This is a genomic window from Flavobacterium cupreum (genome assembly GCF_003996965.1).
Lineage (GTDB): Bacteria > Bacteroidota > Bacteroidia > Flavobacteriales > Flavobacteriaceae > Flavobacterium > Flavobacterium cupreum.
In genome coordinates, this window is record NZ_QWDM01000001.1 from 303,623 (window position 1) to 324,780 (window position 21,158).

Below are 21,158 nucleotides of genomic sequence, written 5' to 3' on the forward strand. Positions count from 1 at the left end.
AACTGAATTTAGTATCTTTACGTCATGATCGAAATAGGAATAGACAGTTTTGCGTCGGCGATGTACGGCGATAACAACACACTTAGCAGTGTAGAGGCCATGGAGCAACTGCTTCAGCGAATTGAGTTTGCCGATCAGGTCGGACTTGACGTTTTCGGAATTGGCGAACACCACAAAAAAGAATTTTTAGATTCGGCTACGGCTGTAATTCTGAGTGCTGCTGCAGCACGGACGAAACAAATCAGGCTTACGAGTGCCGTGAGCGTCCTGAGTGCCGCAGATCCGGTGCGGGTCTACCAGAGTTTTGCAACGCTGGATCTGATTTCCAAAGGAAGAGCCGAAATTGTCGTAGGCCGTGGGTCTTCGATTGAAGCCTATCCCCTCTTCGGATTTGAACTGAACGATTACGATAAACTTTTCAAGGAAAAACTCGAATTGTTGCTGCAAGTCCGCGATAATGAATTTGTCACCTGGTCCGGAAAATTCCGTGCCCCTCTAAATAATTTACCCGTTTATCCGAGAGCGATACAGGAAAAATTACCCGTTTGGCTGGGTGTTGGCGGAAGCCCGGAATCGTTTGTCAGAGCCGGAACTTTAGGTTTGCCTTTGATGGTGGCCGTGATTGGCGGACAAACGCACCGTTTTCGCCCTTTAATCGATTTGTACCGCGAAGCCGGACAAGCCAACGGTTTCAAACCCGAAGAATTAAAAGTCGGTTTACATTCGCCCGGTTATGTTTCCGCCACAAATGAAAGTGCTGTAGCAGAATACTATCCCGGTTATGCCGAACTCTGGACAAAATTAGGACTGGAACGTGGCTGGCCGCCCGTAACAAAAGAGAAATTCGATTATCTGACCGATGAAAAAGGAGTTCTCGTTCTTGGAAATCCCGAGCAGGTCGCCGAGAAAATTTTACGCCACAGCGATGCACTGGGCGGAATTTCGAGATTTACTTTCCAGATGGATAATGCCGGACTTACGCATTCACAATTGATGAACGCCATCGAACTTATAGGCACAAAAGTAAAACCTCTGATTCAGTAAGACATCAGAGGTTTTGTTGATCATTAGTTTTCATACATTTCCATCCACAGGCGGGTTTCTTCGAGATCAAGTTCCTTTTCGATTTTACGGAAAATTTCCTCATTTACGGAACCTTTTTTGTGCATAACCTCGAGTTTGGAACGCTCTACATTGAGCAGGTCAATTTGTAATTTGGTAAAATCATTGAAGATTTCACCTCCCATCACGTTTCCTTTTCCGAAGAAATTGGCAGGCAATTCGGTTTTCTGCAAACGGTTGAATTTTACCTCGTACTTGCTTTTGATATTGTGCAGCAGATCATCATTCAACAGCGAAAGATTATCTTCGATATGGGTAATCGTTTCCGAAACAATTATATTGCGGATTCCGTATTCTTCTGCCAGTATAGAATAAGGTTCTAATTTTAATTTACGGATCACCCAAGGCAGTGTAAGCCCCTGAATGACTAATGTAGACAAGATGACGCAGAAGACCAGATAAATGACCAGATTCCGTAACGGAAACGCTTCCGTATCATTGATGGTTAACGGCAAAGCCAGAGCAGCTGCCATCGAAACCACCCCGCGCATTCCGGACCAACCGAAAACAATCATGTTGCGGTAATCGAATTCTTCTTTTTCACGGATTTTTTTACTTAAAAACCTCGGAACCAGCGTGGCCGGAACCACCCACAAAAACCGGACGACAATCACCACAATACTGACCGAAGCACCCCAAATGAACAAAGACATTCCCGAGTAATTACCTATTCCTTCTATAATAGCACGCAACTGAAGTCCGATTAAGATAAATATCAAACCGTTTAAAATATTAGTCAGCACGCTCCAGATCGTATTGGTCATAATGCGGCTTTCGTGCGTGAAAATCGTACCCGATCGTGCCGAAAGATACAAACCTGTTGTCACCACAGCCAAAACACCCGAACATTCAAAATGCTCTGCGATTAAATAAGAGGCAAAAGGCGTTAACAAGGTAAGTGTGGCTTCGATAACATCGTCGCACACAAATTTTTTATGAATAATACTCATGGCATAGCCCACGACTAAACCAATCGCAATCCCCAATGTCGACATGATAAAGAAATTCAGTCCGGCCTGCCAAAGCACAAAATTCCCGGCTGTAATTGCGGTAAGCGCATATTTATAGGCTACAAGTCCGCTGGCATCGTTTAGTAAACTTTCACCTTCTAGAATCGCAATAAGTCTTGGGTGTAAACCTAATCCTTTGGTAATGGCCGTTGCTGAAACCGCATCGGGCGGAGAAACAATCGCACCAAGCAAAAAGGCCAGCGGCCATGAAATATCATCGATCAGCCAGTGTGCCGCAACGGCAACGGCAACGGTGGTAAAAAGAACCAAACCAACAGCTGCAAGCGTAATCGGACGCACCGCCTGCTTAAAATCAGACCAGCTCGTATACCAGGCAGCATGATATAAAAGCGGCGGTAAAAATATAATAAAAACCACGTCGGGATTTAAGGCAATTACGGGAAGTCCCGGTATAATACTAATGGTGACTCCGCAAAGTACCAGCACGATTGGAACGGGAAAATTGTATCTTTTGCTCAAAAGGCTAAGGAAGGCAACCCCGAACAACAACATGATTATAACTGTAATATTCTCCATTTCAACTTGTTTTTGGCTTTGTTTTTAAAATTGGCGGTTTGGTTATTATGGGTACTAATATAGTAACTCGCAGGTTTAATTCAAAACGGGTGTCAGGGGGAGCGGAGTCGAAGCCTGAAACAAAAAAAACGCCTCAAAAAATTGAGACGTTTTTTAACCAAAAATTAATTGACGATGGCGATCCGGAAAATTATTTCCATCCGCCACCTAAAGCACGGTACAGGTTAACCAGCGCTTGTAACTTCTGCAGATTGTCATTTACACCGCTTAATTGCGCCGACAACAGATTTTGTTCTGAAGTCAATACATCTGTATAATTCGTTGCAGAACTGTATTCTAAAAGCTGTTGTGTATAATCGACTGCTTTTTCTAATGATTCAATTTGTCTGGCTCTCGATTCCTGTTTTTCAACTGCCATCTGATAGGCATACAGGGAATTTGAAACTTCCTGCCCCGCTGTTAAAAGGCTTTGCTGAAAATTATTCAGTGCCTGTAACTGTCTGGATTGTGCCGTGGTCAGTCGGGCTTTGTTTAAACCCTGATTGAAAAGCGGTTGTGTCAATCCTCCAATAATAGAGTAAAAAACAGAATTACTGAAAAAATCTTTCAATTCTAAATTCGAAAAACCACCGCTTGCCGTAAGCGTCAGGCTCGGGTAAAAATAAGTACGCGCCAGATTGGTAGTTTCGAAAGCCGTTCTGAAATTAAACTCGGCCTGACGGACATCAGGACGATTTTCGAGTAACTGGGACGATACCCCAACCTTAATATTTTCAGGAATCACCTGATCGGCCAAAACCCCTCTTTCGATAGTTCCGGGTCCCTGTCCCATCAAAATATTCAGGGCATTTTCGGTTTCGCGGATGCTTTGCTTTAAATCCGGAATCAGCACTTCTGCTGCATAACGGTTGGCTTCACTCTGCACCACAGCAGCACCGGTAACAATCGCTCCTTCTTTCAGCGATTTGATCGTTTCCACGTTTTTAATACGGCTTTCCAGTGTTTTTTGCGTAATTTCCAATTGTTTGTCCAAAGACAATAACAGGAAATAATTATTGGCAATATCCGAAATCAATTGGGTCTGCACCGCTTGTTTGGCGGCATCTGTAGCCAGATAGGTTGCCAGTGCCGCTCTTTTTGAACTGCTCAGTTTTCCCCAGATATCGGCTTCCCAGGAGGTACTCACACCCAGTTTGTAGGTCGTGGTCAACGTATTGATATTGATTCCGGGTGGGAAGTTAAGACCTGCTTCCGATTGTTTGGTACGTGTAACATTCGCATCCAGGTTTAAGGTCGGATAATACGCCAGTTTGCTCTGACGTAAAGTCGCCTGTGCCTGAATGATATTTTCGATCGCATTTTTCAGGTTCAGGTTCTGATCGAGCCCTTTCTGAATCAAAGCGTTTAGTTTTGCATCTCTAAAAACACTCTGCCACGGCATCGCTGCCAGTGTTGTGGTATCGGCCGAAGTCTCATCACGAAACAGCTTTTCGGTCGAAACACTTGCGGGGCGTTCGTATATTTTGGTCACGGAACACGCACTTAAAAGCGCGGCAGCCAGGACCAGAAGTATATATTTATTGGAACTGTGAGTCATCTTTTTTCTTAATTTAATTATTACTCCTTGTGAGTGTCTAATAGTGGTACTTCCTCGTCATCGTCTTCATCATAGCCTTCTTTGGCCGGACCACTTACTTTTTCCTGTAACGTCTGGAAAACGATAAACAAGACTGGAATAACAAATACTCCCAAAATGGTTCCGATTAACATTCCCCCAACAGCTCCTGTTCCGATGGATTTATTCCCCACGGCACCGGCTCCTGAAGCAAACATCAAAGGCACAAGTCCTAAAATAAAGGCAAAAGACGTCATCAGAATTGGTCGCAGACGCGCTACGGCTCCTTCAACAGCGGCCTGAACGATCGGCAATCCTTTTCTTCTTCGTTCTAAGGCAAACTCCACAATCAAAATTCCGTTCTTGGCCAGCAATCCGATCAGCATGATTAAGGAAATCTGCAGATAAATATTACTGTTCAGTTTGAATATAATCGAGAATAAATAAGCCCCCGCCAATCCAAACGGAATGGAGAATAATACCGCAAACGGTAAAATATAACTTTCGTATTGTGCACTTAACAGGAAATACACAAACACCAGACACAGGATAAAAATGAAAATTGTTTCACTTCCTGAAGCCAATTCTTCACGGGTCAGTCCCGAGAATTCATAGCCGTAACCTGCCGGAAGATTTTCGGCTGCTACTTCCTGAATCGCTTTGATCGCATCTCCCGAACTAAAGCCCGGATTTGGGGCTCCCGTAATGGCAATCGACGTAAATAAATTGAACCTTGAAATGGATTCCGGTCCGAAAACCCTCGTCATTTTTACAAATTCGGTTATTGGTGCCATGGTTCCGGAACTGTTTCTGACAAAGATTTTGTTCAGTCCTTCGGTATTCGTACGGAATTCCGGAGAAGCCTGGATCATTACACGATATTGTTTTCCGAATTTATTAAAGTTCGAAGCATACAATCCACCGTAATACCCCTGCATCGTAGACAGAATCGAATTGACGGTCACTCCCGCATCTTTCGCTTTGGCCAAATTAATTTCCATCATATATTGCGGAAAGCCTGGATTAAAAGGCGTTGTTGCATATTGTATTTCAGGACGTTTGGATAACTTTTCCAGGAATTCCGTATTCACTTTAAAGAATTCTGCTGTCGTATGCCCTCCTTTATCCTGCAATTGAAATTCGAATCCGCCACTTTGTCCAAATCCCTGAATCGTTGGCGGGGAAATGAAGAAGATATTGGCTTCGCGAATACCGCTTGTTTTGGCAAAAAGCTGGCCAATCACATCATTTACGCTCAGATCACGTTTGTCCCAGGTCTCCAGTTTTACAATAACCATACTATAGGCACTACCTGCTCCTGCGGTAAAGTTCTGCCCCACAATTCGAAGGGTATTTTTCACTCCCGGAATGGTTTTCGCAATACTGTCGACTTTCTTGGCGATCACGTCGGAACGTTCCATAGAAGCCGATGGCGGTAAACTGATGTTGGCAAAAACAGTTCCCTGATCTTCCGCGGGAACGAAAGCGGACGGTGTGGTTTTCATCATATAAAATAAGGCTGCACCGGCAATAACAATGGCCGCTAATACAATCCATTTTTTTACGGAAAGGAAACTAACCGAACGTTTGTAGCGTTCCGTTACATTGTCAAAGGCAACGTTAAAAGAAGTATAAAATCTTTGAATAAAACTTTTATGTTTGTGATCGTCAGCGTGTGGTTTTAAAAGTAAAGCACACAAGGCCGGACTTAAAGTCAATGCATTAATAGCCGAAAGGATAATCGCTACCGCTAAGGTAATACCAAACTGTTTGTAGAAAACCCCTGTAGATCCGTTGATAAACGTCACCGGAATAAATACGGCCGCCATAACCAGCGTGATTGAGATAATCGCACCTGAAATTTCGTTCATCGCGTCAATCGTTGCTTTTTTAGACGATTTATAGCCGTGATCGAGCTTGGCATGCACCGCCTCGACGACGACAATGGCATCATCGACCACAATACCAATCGCCAGTACCATCGCAAAAAGCGTTAGTAAATTGATCGTAAACCCAAATAAATTCAGGAAGAAAAACGTACCTACAATCGCCACCGGAACGGCAATTGCCGGAATCAGTGTGGATCTGAAATCCTGAAGGAAAATAAATACCACAATAAAAACCAGGATAAAGGCTTCGATCAGGGTATGGATTACCTTTTCGATAGAAGCATCCAGATTTTCGTTAACGTCAACCAGAATGGTATATTTTACTCCTTTTGGGAAGTTCTTTGCCGCTTCTTCAATCAGTTTTTTGGAATTGTTGATGACGTCACGTGCATTCGATCCCGGCGTCTGGCTAATGGCCATCGCTGCAGATTCAACACCGTTTGTTTTAATTGTTGACGTATAACTAAGCGATCCCAACTCCACTTTCGCGACATCTTTCAGGCGTAACATTTGTCCGTTTCCAACCGATTTGATGATGATATCGCCAAATTCCGTGGCACTGGTCAGACGTCCTTTGTATTTGATTACGTATTGAAAAGCCTGATTTCCGTTCTCCCCGAATTTCCCCGGTGCCGCTTCTATATTCTGTTCTGCCAAAGCAGCCGAAACATCGCTCGGAATCAGTTTGTATTGCTGCATGACATCCGGTTTCAGCCAGATTCTCATGGAGTAATCTTTTGCCCCGAAAACCGTTACGTCTCCCACCCCAACGACACGCTGGATTTGCGGTACCAGGTTGATCTTGGCATAATTCTGAAGGAAGGTCTGATCGTAGGCTTTATCATCGCTGTATAAAGAGAAAATCAACAAGTTACTACTCTGACTCTTTGTTACCGTTACACCCGCCTGAGTTACCTCTACCGGCAGTAAACTGGTGGCTCTGGAAACCCTGTTCTGCACGTTTACCGCTGCCAGATCGGGGTTTGTCCCTACTTTAAAAAAGATTTTTATGGACGCATTTCCGTCGTTGGTCGCTGAAGAAGTCATGTAGGTCATGTTTTCTACACCGTTGATTTGTTCTTCGAGCGGAATTACAATACTTTTAAGTACTACATCTGCATTGGCACCGGTGTAGCTCGCCGAAACGTTTACGGTGGGCGGCGCGATATCCGGATATTGGGAAATAGGGAGCTCAATAAGCCCTAAAACCCCCAGAATGACAATAATAACCGATATTACTGTCGAAAGTACAGGTCTTTGTATGAATATTTTAAACATTTTATTTTCTTATTTTAAGTCAGCGTAAACTGTTTCTGCACTTACATTATGGGTTTTAATCTGAGATCCGTCTTTAAGAGCGGCTACGCCTTCTAAAACAATCTGATCGCCGGGTTTTAATCCGCTTGTTACCACATAATAATTTCCGGCAGCACTGTTGTCTAATACTGTAATATTGGTATTTTTCGTTTTCCCGTCTTTTCCGACCACGACTGCAAAAAGTTTGTCCTGAAGTTCAAAAGTGGCACTCTGCGGAATTAATAATCCCTCGTTTATGGCTTTCGGAATTCGTACGGTTACACTGCTTCCGCTTCTGATAATTCCCTGTGGATTTGGAAAACGGGCCCTGATGTTTACCGAACCTGTTTCTGTATTGATCAATCCGTTTATGGTTTCAATGCTTCCTTTCTTGTCATAGGCTGAACCGTCTGAAAGCAATAGGGAAACGGCCGGTAGTTTTTTGATTTTCTGTGCCAGTGATACGCCCGAATCGGTGTCGGTAAAATTCAAAAGCATTTTTTCATTCATGGCAAAATACGCATATACATTCCCGATACTGGAAACCGTCGTTAGAGGTTCTGCTGTATTGGAACTTACCAGGCTTCCCAAACGAAATGGAATTGACCCTACCACTCCGTTTACCGGACTTGTCACTGTGGTATACCCCAGATTGGTTTTGGCATTGACCAGACTGGCATTGGCCTGGGCTAAGGTAGCCATGGCTGATTCGTAATTGAACTGGGCAGATTCTAATTCGTATTTGCTGATAATTCCTTTTTCTACTAATGGTTTTACTTTTTGTACCGCTAATTTTGCTGTACTCACCGCTGCCTGAGCGCTTTTTATACTGGCTGCTGCCGTACGGACTTCTTGTTCGTATTCGGGAGCACTGATTTTAAATAAGGTTTGTCCGGTTTTTACAACGGCACCTTCGTCAACATATATTTTCTCAATATAGCCTTCTACTCTTGGGCGGATTTCTATATTTTCCTGTCCCTGAATACTTGCCGGATAGTCTGTATTTAATGTTGCTGATTTTGACTCTAAAACGAGTGTTTTATATTCTTTTACTGGCTGTGCATCTCCGGCCTGGGCTGGCTTATCACTTTTATTACCACATGATGCGATAAAAATGGATACTGCGAGAATGCTTAAAAAGGATTGCTTATTCATTGGAAATAATAGGTAATTATCGATTATACAAAACAAAGGAACTAAAATATACCATGTAAAAAATGACCAATAGACGGAGAGCAGTAAACTATCGATAGACACAACATAACACCCGATGGAATTATTAAAAAACTAAACAAGTGTTTAAATTCTGTCTCATCGGCTCTAAAATGGTTTTTAAAGATTCTGATTCTGTATTGAGCGATTGGGTAAAAATAGCATTGATATAAAATGTAATATTGTCTTAAAAATAATCAATTAAAATGAAAACAAACTTCTTTAGACCCTATTTATTTCCCGGAATACATATTCTCAGCTGGTTTTTACTAGGGTTTATCATGCTGTTTTACACGCCTTTAAGCTGGAATATTACCATGCCGACGTTCTTTTGGCTGTGGCAGGCGATCGTACTTTTCTTTATGATTGTAATTTTTTATTCGAATGCGAAAATAGTGGTTCCGAAAACCATTATCAAAGGCAATCTGGCCTCCTATCTCGTCTGGGCTTTTGCAGTGATCTTTGCCATGCAGCTGATCGCTTATTTTTATACGTCGCAAACGGATCTTCATAATAAAATTGCCGCCCTTTTGGGATTCAAGAAATATAGAAGTGACTATTTTGACAATTGGGTCTTCACCTTCACCCTTCTGGTTTTGGGAATCAGTACCAGCTGGGCAATGTTACAGTACTGGCAAAAAGCCGCACAGCACAAACAGAAGCTCGAGCAGGACAAAACGATGGCGGAACTGGCGATGCTGAAAGCACAGATTAATCCGCATTTTTTCTTTAATTCCCTCAATAGTATTTATTCCCTGACGTACAGCAATATTGAGGATTCGCGTAATGCGCTTCATACCCTGAGCCGCATGATGCGTTACCTGCTTTACAGCACCGAAGGAGAAAGAACGACATTGCTGAAAGAAGTCGATTTCATGAAAGATTTTATTGCCTTAATGCGGCTTCGTGCCAATAGCAAATTAACTATCGTAACCCATATGCCGGAACAACTCACGGATTACCCGATTGTTCCGATGCTTTTATTGCCGCTGGTCGAAAATGCATTCAAACATGGGGTACATGCTACGGATAAGAGCGAAATTATCATTACCTTGAAGCAGAAAGAAACCAATATTGAATTTGAAGTAGTGAATACTTTTTTCGAAAAAACAACAAATTCCGATCCGGGAGGAATTGGTTTAACGAATACAAAACGCAGGTTACAGCTTATTTACCCACACAAACACTGGATGGATTGCGGTGTGAACCAGGACGGTAAATACGAAGTAAACCTGAAAATAACTTTAGAAAAATGACCGTATTAAAATGTATAGCAGTAGATGATGAACCTCTGGCGTTACGGCTGGTAGAGACTTTTATCGAACAAACCCCGTTTCTGCAATTAACAAGCAGCTGCGACAATGCCGTGGAAGCCATGAGTGTCATTCGGGAGAAACAGCCTGATTTGGTTTTCTTAGACATCAATATGCCGAATTTAACCGGAATGGAACTTGCCCGGCTTTTACAGGAACAACCGGGAACGACTCCAAAAATTGTATTTACAACCGCTTACAATCATTACGCGATTGAAGGTTACAGAGTAAATGCGGTCGACTATCTTTTAAAACCTTTTAGCTACGAAGAATTTTTAAGGGCCGCCAACAAGGTTTTGGAATTATGCGAAGAAACTTCCCAGCTACCTACGGTTATTGACGATGAATTTATTTTCTTAAAAGTAGAATACCAATGGATTAGGGTCAGCCTGAAGGATGTTTTATATATTGAAAGTCTAAAAGACTATGTAAAAGTACATCTCGTACCGCCCCAAAAAGATTTATTGTCGCTGATTTCCTTGAAAGCATTAGAAGAAAAATTACCTTCCTCCAAATTCATGCGAATACACCGTTCCTACATCGCCTCCCTGGATAAAATAAGCGCCATCAGCAAAAACTCCATCTTTATTGACAAAGCAGAAATAACGGTTGGCGAACAGTATAAGGAAACCTTTAAGGCAATCGTGGATAAGTGGATTAAGTAGTTATGAGTTATGGGTTATGGGTTATGGGTTATGGGTTATGAGTTATGGGTTATGAGTTATGAGTTATGAGTTATGAGTTATGAGTTGTGAGTTGTTAGTCGCAGTGTTCAGTCACAGTTTTTAGTCACAGTCACAGTATTCAGTCACAGTATTGAGTCACAGTGTACAGTTTTCAGTCTGAATTTTCATATCTAACATCTTTATTCTTTACTCCATATTCTTTACTCCTTACTCTATATTCTATATTCTATATTCTTTACTCTTTACTCTTTACTCTTTACTCTTTACTCTCACAACCCACAACCCATAACTCCTAACTCAAAACTCATAACCCACAACCCACAACCCACAACCCATAACTAATAAAAAATCTCATAACAAAATTAAGTTTAGTACGTAAAAAAATGTTAAATTTGACTACCCACATCCCTAAACCTATCAACAATATGAGAAAAAAATTATGTTTTAGCTTAGAAAATGTACGATTAAAGACAATTCTCCTGTATGTTTTCTTTTTATTTATTTCAGGACAGGCCAACTGTCAGTACATCACCGAAACCCTTGCTCCTACAGCAGTTATCAAAGAAGGGCTTTCGTTAGAACAATCTTCGGACGGGCGGATTTTTATTGCCGAAAGAGCTGGTATCGTAAAAGTATTCCAGAATAATGCCGTTTCAACTGTTTTTACCGTAACCACGGTTACCGACAACGAACAGGGCTTACTGGGCCTGACCTTACATCCGGATTTTGCCACAAACGGTTACATTTATGTCTTCTATGCGATCAATGACGGAGCAGTGATCCGACACCGAATCGAACGTGTTCAGATCAATAACGCTAATCAGGTGGTAGCCCGACAGGAAATTCTTTTACTGGAACCTATTGGCGGCGGTTTTCACAATGGCGGGGATTTAAAATTCTTTAAAGGGTTTCTGTATGTAACGGTTGGAGACAGCCAGCAGAACACCAATTCCCAGGATTTGGATACTTACAAAGGAAAAATATTACGCCTTACCGAAAACGGACTGCCTGCTCCCGGAAATCCTTTCTTCGGAAGCGGTTCTGTACAAAGACAAAGTATCTGGGTCTACGGATTCAGAAATCCGTGGAGACTTGTTCCCAACGTAAAAGCCGATAAATTATTTGTGCTGGACGTTGGAACTTCGTGGGAAGAAGTAAACGAAATCAGCAATCCGGCCATCCGTAATTATGCCTGGGGACATCCTCAGGGAGGTGACGGGAAACAAACGGAAACTAATTTATTTACCAACCCTATCTTTACTTATGCAACAGGAAGTATCGGAAATGCCCTGACCAATGGTCTTCTGTATAATCCGACAACGCCGCGTTATCCGAATCTGGAAGGGAAATTTATCATTAAAGATTACGTACGAAATGCGATCCGTTCTTTCGATCCGAATATCGCAGATCCGGTTTCTACAGAATTTTACAGCGCTCCGCAACAAATGGCACTGGGTATGATGTTAGGAAACGACGGCTTTATTTATTATTGTGCGTATGGAAACAACGGTTCTTTAATCCGACTGAATTATATTGAAACCGCAGCTCCGACTATAGTCAATCATCCCGTATCCAAATCGATAATGGAAACTTATCCTGTTACTTTTAATGTGACGGCCAGTGGTGTGGGATTAACCTATCAATGGCAATTTAACAATACAGACATTCCGGGCGCAACGGCGGCGAGTTATACGATTCCCAATGTTACCAATGCCAATGCAGGTGCTTACCGCGTTGTCGTAACCAATACGGCAGGCAATGTAACCAGTAATGCGGCAACGCTGACGGTTACGCCTTTTAGCAATGCACCGACAGTAACACTGGTTTCTCCTTTGCCAACCTTAAAATGGAACGCAGATGATATCGTCAATTATGCAGCCACGGCAACCGACATAGAAGACGGTGTATTGCCGGCAAGCGCTTTCTCGTGGAGTATGGATTTATTTCATGAAGATATTCCCGGAGCAGGGCATTCACATCCGGGGGCAAGTCCGCAAGGCGTAGCATCAGGAAATTTTGTGGCGTCCAATCAGGGTGAAAAAACACCGAACGTGTGGTACAGATTCACTGTTAAAGTAACAGACAGTAACGGCTTAACTGCTTCTACTTATGTTGATATTTATCCGAATCTTGTCGATGTGACGACCACCAGTTCTCCTGCTTTACTGAATTTAGAATTCAATCAAAAACCTATCATGGCACCTGCTACCAAAAAAGTGGTTGCCAATGCCAAATTACAAACGCTGAATGCTCCGACTCCGCAATATGTTGGAAACATACGATACGATTTTGATCACTGGAGCCAGGGCGGAACGGTCAATCAGAATTTTCAGGCACCGGCAACGGGAACGATTACCTATACGGCTTTTTATACGGCAACAACTCTAGGCAATGCCCCTTATCTGGGAACCATTGCCCAGATTCCCGGTACTATTGAAGCAGAAAATTATGATGTTGGCCCAACTGCCTTTCTGGATACCAATGGAGGTGGCGACACCCCTTACAGGTCCGGAGACGGCGTAGGAACCGAGGGATGCAGCGAAGGAGGTTTTAATATTGCTTATGTAGCTAAAAACGAATGGCTTAAATACACGGCAAAAGTAAATACAACCGGAAATTATGATATTAAATTACGAATTGCAACGCCGTATGCCAACAGAAAGGTACATCTTGAAGTAGATGGTGTCAATGCAACCGGAGTAGTTAATATTCCGAATACAACCGGTTTCCAGAACTGGCAGACGGTGACAGTACCCAATATTCCTTTAACACAGGGTGTACATACGATCACTTTGTTTTTTGACGAAGCTGACATTAACATTAACAAACTTGAATTCACCTTATCGGCAAATGCGGCTGCTCCGGTAGCCGATTTTGAAGTAAGCAGTTCAATGGGCTGTTTAAATGCAGCTGTGACTTTTACCTCTGTTTCTATTGGAACGGTAGATACGTACAAATGGAGTTTTGGAGAAGGTTCTACACCTGCAACCGCAACAGGGGTTGGCCCTCATTCGGTAGTGTATGGTACAGAAGGGGACAAAACCGTTTCCTTAACTGTGACCAACACCGCCGGAAATAATAAAAAAGAAATTACCTATATGGTTCACAATTGCAATCTTGGCATTGACATCCCGACTGAGGAATCCAAAAAGATTGTGGTGTATCCAAATCCTTCGAAAGGAATCTTCCACTTGTCGAAAGAATTAGAATGGAGCGTTTATGCTGCCTCAGGAGCTAAAATAAAACAAGGTTCAGGAACTGTGATTAATATTTCTGATCAGGCCACCGGAACCTATTTCATTAAAAACAGTGAAAGCAGTAAAGCAATTATTATTATTAAACAGTAATTAAATACCGTTTAAACCACAAAAAGGAGGCATACTTTATTGTATGCCTCCTTTTTTGTTAAATAGATTCTGTTTTCGTAGAGCATTGATGATTAGCACATGTCATTCAGAGGAACGAAGGAATCGCATCCCGTATTCGCCAACAGTATTCGACAACAGCATGTGTGATTCCTCGTTCCCCGGAATGACAAATACCTGGGGTTAGTGCATTTTATTTCTTGCGTTTTACACATTGCTTTTCCATACTATTGTGTGAAAACGAAAATAAAAGTTCACTTTCACACGCTTTCTGTGTGAAAACCAAAATAAAAATTCATTTTCACACAACTTCTGTGGGAAAGTGAAAAATAAAATCAACTTTCACACACTTTCTGTGGGAAAACTAAAATTAAAATCGATTTTCCCACAACTTTTGTGGGAAAGTGAAAAATAAAATCAACTTTCCCATAGCAATAAAAAAAACCAGTCAGGAAAACTGACTGGTTCACAGAATTTTTATTGTTAACTGTCTGCCCGTTTTAGGAAGACGCAATAAATCAATTGGCGTATAAAGAATATTTTTTTTAGAATTTGTACGTTACTCCAACTCTGAAGTTTCTTGGCTGTTCGGTCTGCCAGTTATAGGTATTCACATTTCTTGAAGCGTAATAAGAACCACTATATAAATATTTATCAAGAATATTAAATACATTGGCGGTGAATTTCATTTTTCCGCTTTCATATGATAAACCTCCGTCCAGTTTGAAATATTCCGGAAGTTTCTCTAATCCTACCGCCCATGAATCCGTCTGTCTTCCTGCCAGATACGTTCCTCCTATAGAAGCTCCGAATCCTTTTAATTTACCGGATACGACCGTATAATTCAACCACGCATTCGCAACATGTTTTGAAAATCCTGTCAGAGCACTTCCTTCAGTAATAGATAATAGATTAGATTCTGTTACAATTGCTTCCGTAAAGGCATAATTGGCGATCAGGTTCAGTCCGTCAAGAAGTTTACCTCTTACGTCAAACTCAACACCCTGTGCTCTTTTTTCACCCAATACTACTTTCCAGATATCGTTTGGTCCGTTAGCAGGATCTCCCGTAAGTTCGTTTTCCTTAATGATTCTGTAAGCCGAAACCGTAGTACTCCACGATCCGTCAAACCAGTCTTTCTTAATACCAAACTCCATATTATTACCCGTAAGCGGCTTGATCGCTTCTCCACTTTTTATAATACCCGATTGCGGTGTAAAAGCCTGGTCGTATAATCCGTAAACAGAGGTCGTTGGTGTGATAGAATAACTAAGTCCTACACGAGGTGTAATATGACTGTCTTCCTGAACATCTCCCCAGCCTGACTGGTTCACCCAGGTGTATCTTGCTGCAAGGGTCAATCTCAGTTTGTTCTCAAAAAAACCAAGTTCATCCTGAATATAACCTGCTGCATATTCTGAAGTTATCCCTCCAAAAGACCTTTGTTTAAGCGGTGTGCTTCGATCAAAATTAGGCAGACCGTTAGACGGAGTTCCATAGTCCGGATTAAAAACATCAAAGGGTTTGTCGTAGGTATCTAAATCATGTGACTGATAAAAGTCAGCCTGATATTCTTTATTCCCCAAATCAACACCACCTAATACTTTGTGCGTCACTGATCCTGTTGTAAATTTTCCGTTCAGAAAAATTTGTCCCATATACATATTACTTTCGGCATCCCAGATCCCAACGTTGCGAATCACCTGGCCGTAACCAAGCTGCTCATCGGTGATATCATCATCATCCAGATAAACAGGTCCCGGGCCAACAGCTGTCGGCCATGAGCTGTATCCTTCCTGAAGGTATTTAAAATAAGATGTTTGTGCGGTAAGTTTCCAGTTGTCATCAAACTTATGTTCAAAAGTGAAGTATCCGCTGTGATCATTCATTTTCGTATCCGGTAATCCCGGTTGTGTCATAGTAAAGTTTCTTGGCAGGGTGGCATATCCGCCGCCGTCAGCACCAAAGACATAAAAAGACCCTACTTCAGACATATTCGCGTGCTGGTAATTGTATTCCAGCGTAATTTTAGTTTTATCATCGATCTGGTACGAAAGCACCGGAGCAATTACGTAACGGTCATTATGTTCAAAAGGCCTGTGAGAACCTTTCTTTTGTACCGCTCCATTGAATCGGTATAAAAATTTACCTTTTTTATCCAGTTTCCCGTCAAGGTCAATGCTTGCTCTGTAGAAATCATAGCTTCCGGCCATAACGGTAGCCTCCCCTTTTGTGATTCCGGTTGGTTTTTTGGTCACGACATTATAAAGTCCGCTTGGATCTCCGTTGGAAAGCATAAATCCTGCCGGGCCTTTTACAAATTCAATATGGTCTACAAAACTCATATCTTCCGTAAGTGGACCCCAAAAAGAAGACACTACATTGAATCCATTGCGGAACGCCTGAATCTGAGAACCACGCATGGTAATGTTGGTATACATATCGCCCCAGTGTTCCAGACGTACAGCTCCGCTCACATTACGAATCACTCCGTCACTCATACTGATAATCTGCTGGTCTTTTAAAGTCTGACCGCTTACAATCTGAATGTTTTGGGGAATTTCAAGTACCGGAGTCTGAAGGCGCAATGACAAAGAAGGTTTGTCCTGCTTGTATTTATTTTTTGTAATGACCACTTCATCCAAATCTTCCTGATTTTCAGCAAGTGCGAAATTTTTAGTAGTCGTTTGTTTTGCTGTTACTACAATATTATCCTCAACGGGACGAATTCCTACTGCATGAATACTAATCGTATACGTAGCAGGTTTAACGTTTTTGATTTCATATTGCCCTTTTTCATTGGTTAAGGCATTATGCTTTGTTCCTTTAAGCGTAACAGAAATATTTTCTGCCGGAGTATTTCCGCTCAAAGTTACTTTTCCGGTTATTTTGCCCGTTTCCTGTCCCATCATATTTAAGGAAATCAGGAACAGCAAACTACACAGCATTTTTGTAATGGTTGCTATTTTCATTTTGGTATGGAGTTAAAATTCATCGCAAAAGTAAACTCAAATAGTATTCAATCCAAATTATTTTTAACCGTTCTAAATAAAAATAGTTATTTTATTTAAATCGCTCCTATTAAATTCGAAATCAAAAAAAAATGCCGCATTAATTATCGTAATCGAAGCAGAACCGATCAAATGGTCACAATTCAAAAATAATGTTAAAAAAATTGGATTCCTTTTTACAAATTATGATGAAAAGAACACAAAAAAATAAAACCAACTTTGCTGAAATTGCCGTTTAGATTTCTATATTTGCAACCAAGTTGCGTTAAATAAGTTCCAGAAACGGACTCAAACAAGCTCAACTCCTTATGAATCAGGAATGAAGAAAAAAGTAGTTTTAATTAATCTTTTGATGTCTTTTACCGTATTGTTCGCGATGCTGTTTCAGACGCTGCATTCTTATGAGCATATTTACAAGCAACTCACCGAGAAACATTGCGATCACCATTATGCTTCACATCAAAAGCAGATTACACACAGCCATACTGTAGAGAACAATTGTCCTGTCTGTCATTTTGCTTTTAGCACCTTTATCCCCAATCATTTTCAGCCTTTATCTTTTCATAAAATAAGCGTTGCTAATCCGGTTACCTTTACTTTTACAAAAGCCGCTTCAACCTTTTTTAAAGGCAGTCTTTTTGCGCTCAGGGCTCCCCCTTCTTTAGTATAGTTTACTACTTCTATTTTTTTCAAGATGAAATATCTTTCGCCAATTTTTCCGGACGAAAGTGTATTTTGCATACCGTTTATGTGAACTTACGTTTCAGATAAAACATAAAACCTGTTTCTGTTTCGAACTGAAACACGTCCTGCATTTTCAAATTCATAGTAAACTATCCCTTAGTTTTTTTTCGAAATAAAACTGACTGTTGTCTGAAGTGACAGCAGGAGTTCACTATTTCTGTTTTGTACAATCCAACAAATCCAAATCCATATCATTATGCTTACAGCTGAAAACCTGACCAAAAAATATGGCGATCATATCGCTTTGAATGCCCTGAACCTCACGATTAAAAAAGGAGAAATCTTCGCCCTTTTGGGACAAAACGGAGCAGGGAAAACGACTACCATCAATCTGTTTTTAGGTTTTATACCACCCAGCAGCGGAACGCTGGAAATCAACCATATATCTGTTACGGAAAATCCGCAGGAAACCAAAAAATACGTGGCTTATATCCCTGAAACAGTCATGTTATACCCGAATCTGACAGGACTGGAAAACCTGAAATTCTTTTCGGCACTCGCAGGATTCCGGTATTCGAATGGGGAACTGACTTATTTTCTAACCAAAGCAGGTTTACAAACCAAAGCACACGATCAGCATCTTGGCGGTTACTCCAAAGGAATGCGCCAGAAAGTCGGGATCGCGATCGCTATTGCAAAACAGGCAAAAGTCTTATTGCTGGACGAGCCTACCAGTGGCCTGGACCCCAAAGCGTCCAACGAATTCTCTCAAATCCTAAAAGAACTTTCGGCAGACGGAACAGCCATTTTAATGGCCACACACGATATTTTCAGGGCCAGGGAAGTCGCCACCCATATCGGCATCATGAAACAGGGAAATCTGGTCACGATTATCGAAGCGGCCAAAATTTCGGCAAATGAACTGGAAAACATGTATTTACAAACCGTCTAAAAGAAAATAAAATGAAACATTTACTAGGCTTTTTATTTTCAATAATTGCCCTTCATCAGGCTTATTCCCAAACGATTTCCGGGAAAATCACAGGTCGCAATACAAAAGAAGCTGTCATCGGAGCCAGCATAAAACTGCTGAATTCGGGCAAAGAAACTACCACCAATGAGGACGGAAATTTTAGTCTTGAAGGCGACGGAATTCTTGAGATCAGTTTTCCGGGCTACAAAACGCAGCAAATAACTGCAACGGATGAATTCCTTACTGTCGCACTGGAAACTGCGCTGAACGAATTGCAAACGGTAGAAATTGTAGGCCGCTCTGTTAAAAAGTACAACAGTGATTATTCATTTGCGGCAACAAAAACAGCATCGCTCAATAAGGATATTCCACAATCTATATCGACCGTAACCAAAGAATTAATCGCCGACAAAGGTGCTTTTTATCTTGCTGATGCGGTAAAAATGGCCAGTGGCGTTATCCCGGCGAGTTATTACAATCAATACACCATTCGCGGCATCAGCCAGAATGAAGAAGGACAGATTATCAACGGAATGCGAACCCGCCAGTATTATTTCCTGCAGCCGCTGACGAGCAATATCGAACGTGTTGAAGTCATAAAAGGCCCTTCGAGTGCTACATTCTCTTCTGTTGATCCGGGCGGAAGCATCAACCTGGTGACCAAAAAACCTTTGGCCACTGACCGAAAAGAAGTGAGCTTAAGCGTTGGAAGTTTCAGTACTTTAAGAGGGACGTTAGATTTTACAGGACCTCTAAACGAATCCAAAACACTTTTATACCGCGTCAACGGAGCGTATCAGGAGGCGAAATCCTTTCGGGATCTGGTGGGCAATAAATCGTTTTTGGTCTCGCCTTCCTTTACTTATATTCCGAATGAAAAGACAGCCATTAATACCGAATTAATACTGAGCAATATGACAGGAGTCCTGGATCGCGGCCAGCCCATTTTTGGCGCGGTTGCGGGTGTGACTAACCTGAATCAGACACCGATTAGTTTAAATTTAGGTGCTTCAGGTGATTTTTTCAAATCAAAAGAAATGATCCTGACGACCAATTTTGCGCATAAGTTTAGCTCTAAAATTGGTTTTAATGCCGCTTACATGAAGCAAACCTGGACAGAAGACCTTCAGGAACACCGAACGACAAATGCTTTTGCGGTAGACATCAACAACAAACCCGTAACCAGCCTCGCCATGATGCAGTTTGTACAGCGTCAGCAATATTGGGATGTGGATAATCTTAGTGCTTATTTCAACTTTGATTTTAAAACGGGAAAACTTCATCATAAATTACTGACCGGATACGATTTAAGCAGCTGGAATAAAAACAAAGGCGGCGCACAAAATGCGGCCAGGGGTTATTTGTTAAAGAACGGAACCGTAGCCAGCTCATTCTTTGCTGCCAATGCTGATCAATATCAGACAGTCACAATCAACGGCGTCGTTTTGCCCAAACCGAATGTCAGTTTTTTTGATTTGAACAATCCGTCGTATGCGATGAGAAGTCCGGAAGACTATATACTCAATGTGAGAACGGCATTGCCGTCGGCGCTGACTACTACCAATGCGGTTTATATACAGGATCAGGTGCGGTGGGAGAAATTCACTTTTTTATTAGGTTTACGAAACGAATGGTTTGAAGACATTACCAATTATGAAACCAACAACGAACTGACTGTTAAAAAAACAGCTTTACTGCCCCGCGTTGGTGTAACGTATGCGGTGAATACTGCCATTAATGTGTATACGACTTATCTTGAAGGGTATCAGCCACAATCGAATACAGTTACTTTAATGCCGCAAACCGGAAGTTTACCTGCCGGAAGTCAGTTTGATCCTTTGGAAAGCAATCTGAAAGAGTTCGGACTGAAAGCCACTTTTCTGGACAACACTATGAGTTTTAATGCTGCGGTTTATGAAATCAACCAGCGTAATATTTTAATGAATGCCAATGATCCTGTAAATCCTGATTTGTTAGTGACCAGAGGAGCGGAACGCAGCCGTGGTTTCGAATGTGATCTGGCCGGTTACCTGACGCCTGACTGGCAGATCAATGCTTCTTACAGTTATATTGATGCGAAAATTACCAATGACCGTGATCTTTCGCTGATTGGTGCGAGAAAACAGAATACGCCAAAAAACAGCGCCAATTTATGGACCCGTTACAACTTTGCTGCCGATTCTGCCCTGAAAGATCTGGGAATCGGTTTTGGAATGCAGTACCAAAGCAGTAAGATTCCGTGGTTTACAAGGGATTTCACACTTCCTGATTTTACCCTTTTTGATGCTGCCTTGTATTATAAACCTATCATCAGTAACCTGCAAATTGCCCTGAATGCCGGCAATTTACTGAATAAAACCTATTGGCTGGGCGCACAGAACTATCTGAGGTTATTTCCGGGTGCACCCCGAAATTTCAGCCTTACCGTAACTTATAAATTTTAAG

At 41.8% G+C, this 21,158-nt stretch carries 12 protein-coding genes; 7 read left to right on the plus strand and 5 right to left on the minus strand.

Annotated elements, in window-relative coordinates; all coding sequences use genetic code 11:
* Nucleotides 1-27: 27 nt before the first annotated feature.
* Nucleotides 28-1,044, plus strand: a complete 1,017-nt coding sequence (locus tag D0817_RS01320; protein WP_127336828.1) for an LLM class flavin-dependent oxidoreductase — start codon at nt 28-30, stop codon at nt 1,042-1,044.
* A gap of 23 nt (nt 1,045-1,067) precedes the next feature.
* On the opposite strand, the gene D0817_RS01325 is transcribed toward D0817_RS01320, so the two are convergent.
* The 4 genes from D0817_RS01325 to D0817_RS01340 all read right to left on the minus strand — a co-directional run bounded on the left by D0817_RS01325 (nt 1,068) and on the right by D0817_RS01340 (nt 8,624).
* Nucleotides 1,068-2,669 (minus strand): Na+/H+ antiporter, encoded by a 1,602-nt coding sequence (locus tag D0817_RS01325; RefSeq protein ID WP_127336585.1) that lies wholly within the window; start codon nt 2,667-2,669, stop codon nt 1,068-1,070.
* A gap of 190 nt (nt 2,670-2,859) precedes the next feature.
* Entirely contained in the window at nt 2,860-4,266 is a 1,407-nt protein-coding gene (locus tag D0817_RS01330; protein ID WP_127336586.1) for an efflux transporter outer membrane subunit, read from the minus strand.
* 20 nt (nt 4,267-4,286) lie between these two features.
* Complete coding sequence (locus D0817_RS01335) at nt 4,287-7,451, minus strand: efflux RND transporter permease subunit (RefSeq protein ID WP_127336587.1); 3,165 nt, start codon at nt 7,449-7,451, stop codon at nt 4,287-4,289.
* Nucleotides 7,452-7,460: 9 nt separating this feature from the next.
* Nucleotides 7,461-8,624, minus strand: a complete 1,164-nt coding sequence (locus D0817_RS01340) for an efflux RND transporter periplasmic adaptor subunit (protein WP_127336588.1) — start codon at nt 8,622-8,624, stop codon at nt 7,461-7,463.
* Nucleotides 8,625-8,887: 263 nt separating this feature from the next.
* Between D0817_RS01340 and D0817_RS01345 the strand changes: the two genes are divergently transcribed.
* The 3 genes from D0817_RS01345 to D0817_RS01355 all read left to right on the plus strand — a co-directional run bounded on the left by D0817_RS01345 (nt 8,888) and on the right by D0817_RS01355 (nt 14,027).
* Entirely contained in the window at nt 8,888-9,937 is a 1,050-nt protein-coding gene (locus D0817_RS01345; protein ID WP_127336589.1) for a sensor histidine kinase, read from the plus strand.
* Nucleotides 9,934-10,659, plus strand: coding sequence for a LytR/AlgR family response regulator transcription factor (locus D0817_RS01350; RefSeq protein WP_127336590.1), 726 nt, complete (start codon nt 9,934-9,936; stop codon nt 10,657-10,659). Before D0817_RS01345 ends, D0817_RS01350 begins: the two co-directional genes overlap by 4 nt.
* Before the next feature lie 446 nt (nt 10,660-11,105).
* Nucleotides 11,106-14,027: a PQQ-dependent sugar dehydrogenase gene (locus tag D0817_RS01355; protein WP_127336591.1), complete on the plus strand. Its 2,922-nt coding sequence runs from the start codon at nt 11,106-11,108 to the stop codon at nt 14,025-14,027.
* A gap of 563 nt (nt 14,028-14,590) precedes the next feature.
* Here the strand turns inward: D0817_RS01355 and D0817_RS01360 are convergent.
* Complete coding sequence (locus tag D0817_RS01360; RefSeq protein ID WP_127336592.1) at nt 14,591-17,017, minus strand: TonB-dependent receptor; 2,427 nt, start codon at nt 17,015-17,017, stop codon at nt 14,591-14,593.
* 358 nt (nt 17,018-17,375) lie between these two features.
* Here D0817_RS01360 and D0817_RS01365 point away from each other — a divergent pair, with 358 nt between their 5' ends.
* The 3 genes from D0817_RS01365 (at nt 17,376) to D0817_RS01375 (ending at nt 21,157) form a co-directional block, all read left to right on the plus strand.
* The gene (locus D0817_RS01365; RefSeq protein WP_167470918.1) at nt 17,376-17,726 is read left to right on the plus strand and encodes a hypothetical protein; all 351 of its coding nucleotides are present in this window, start codon (nt 17,376-17,378) and stop codon (nt 17,724-17,726) included.
* Between the two features lie 270 nt (nt 17,727-17,996).
* Nucleotides 17,997-18,692, plus strand: coding sequence for an ABC transporter ATP-binding protein (locus D0817_RS01370; protein WP_127336593.1), 696 nt, complete (start codon nt 17,997-17,999; stop codon nt 18,690-18,692).
* Between the two features lie 11 nt (nt 18,693-18,703).
* Entirely contained in the window at nt 18,704-21,157 is a 2,454-nt protein-coding gene (locus D0817_RS01375; RefSeq protein WP_127336594.1) for a TonB-dependent siderophore receptor, read from the plus strand.
* The last annotated feature ends 1 nt before the right edge of the window (nt 21,158 follow it).

What these genes read in the sequence shown, in the direction of transcription:
- D0817_RS01325 (WP_127336585.1), bottom strand. Translation starts at nt 2,669, where the DNA reads ATGGAGAATATTACAGTTATAATCATGTTGTTGTTCGGGGTTGCCTTC.
- D0817_RS01330 (WP_127336586.1), bottom strand. Translation starts at nt 4,266, where the DNA reads ATGACTCACAGTTCCAATAAATATATACTTCTGGTCCTGGCTGCCGCG.
- D0817_RS01335 (WP_127336587.1), bottom strand. Translation starts at nt 7,451, where the DNA reads ATGTTTAAAATATTCATACAAAGACCTGTACTTTCGACAGTAATATCG.
- D0817_RS01340 (WP_127336588.1), bottom strand. Translation starts at nt 8,624, where the DNA reads ATGAATAAGCAATCCTTTTTAAGCATTCTCGCAGTATCCATTTTTATC.
- D0817_RS01345 (WP_127336589.1), top strand. Translation starts at nt 8,888, where the DNA reads ATGAAAACAAACTTCTTTAGACCCTATTTATTTCCCGGAATACATATT.
- D0817_RS01350 (WP_127336590.1), top strand. Translation starts at nt 9,934, where the DNA reads ATGACCGTATTAAAATGTATAGCAGTAGATGATGAACCTCTGGCGTTA.
- D0817_RS01355 (WP_127336591.1), top strand. Translation starts at nt 11,106, where the DNA reads ATGAGAAAAAAATTATGTTTTAGCTTAGAAAATGTACGATTAAAGACA.
- D0817_RS01360 (WP_127336592.1), bottom strand. Translation starts at nt 17,017, where the DNA reads ATGAAAATAGCAACCATTACAAAAATGCTGTGTAGTTTGCTGTTCCTG.
- D0817_RS01365 (WP_167470918.1), top strand. Translation starts at nt 17,376, where the DNA reads ATGAAGAAAAAAGTAGTTTTAATTAATCTTTTGATGTCTTTTACCGTA.
- D0817_RS01370 (WP_127336593.1), top strand. Translation starts at nt 17,997, where the DNA reads ATGCTTACAGCTGAAAACCTGACCAAAAAATATGGCGATCATATCGCT.
- D0817_RS01375 (WP_127336594.1), top strand. Translation starts at nt 18,704, where the DNA reads ATGAAACATTTACTAGGCTTTTTATTTTCAATAATTGCCCTTCATCAG.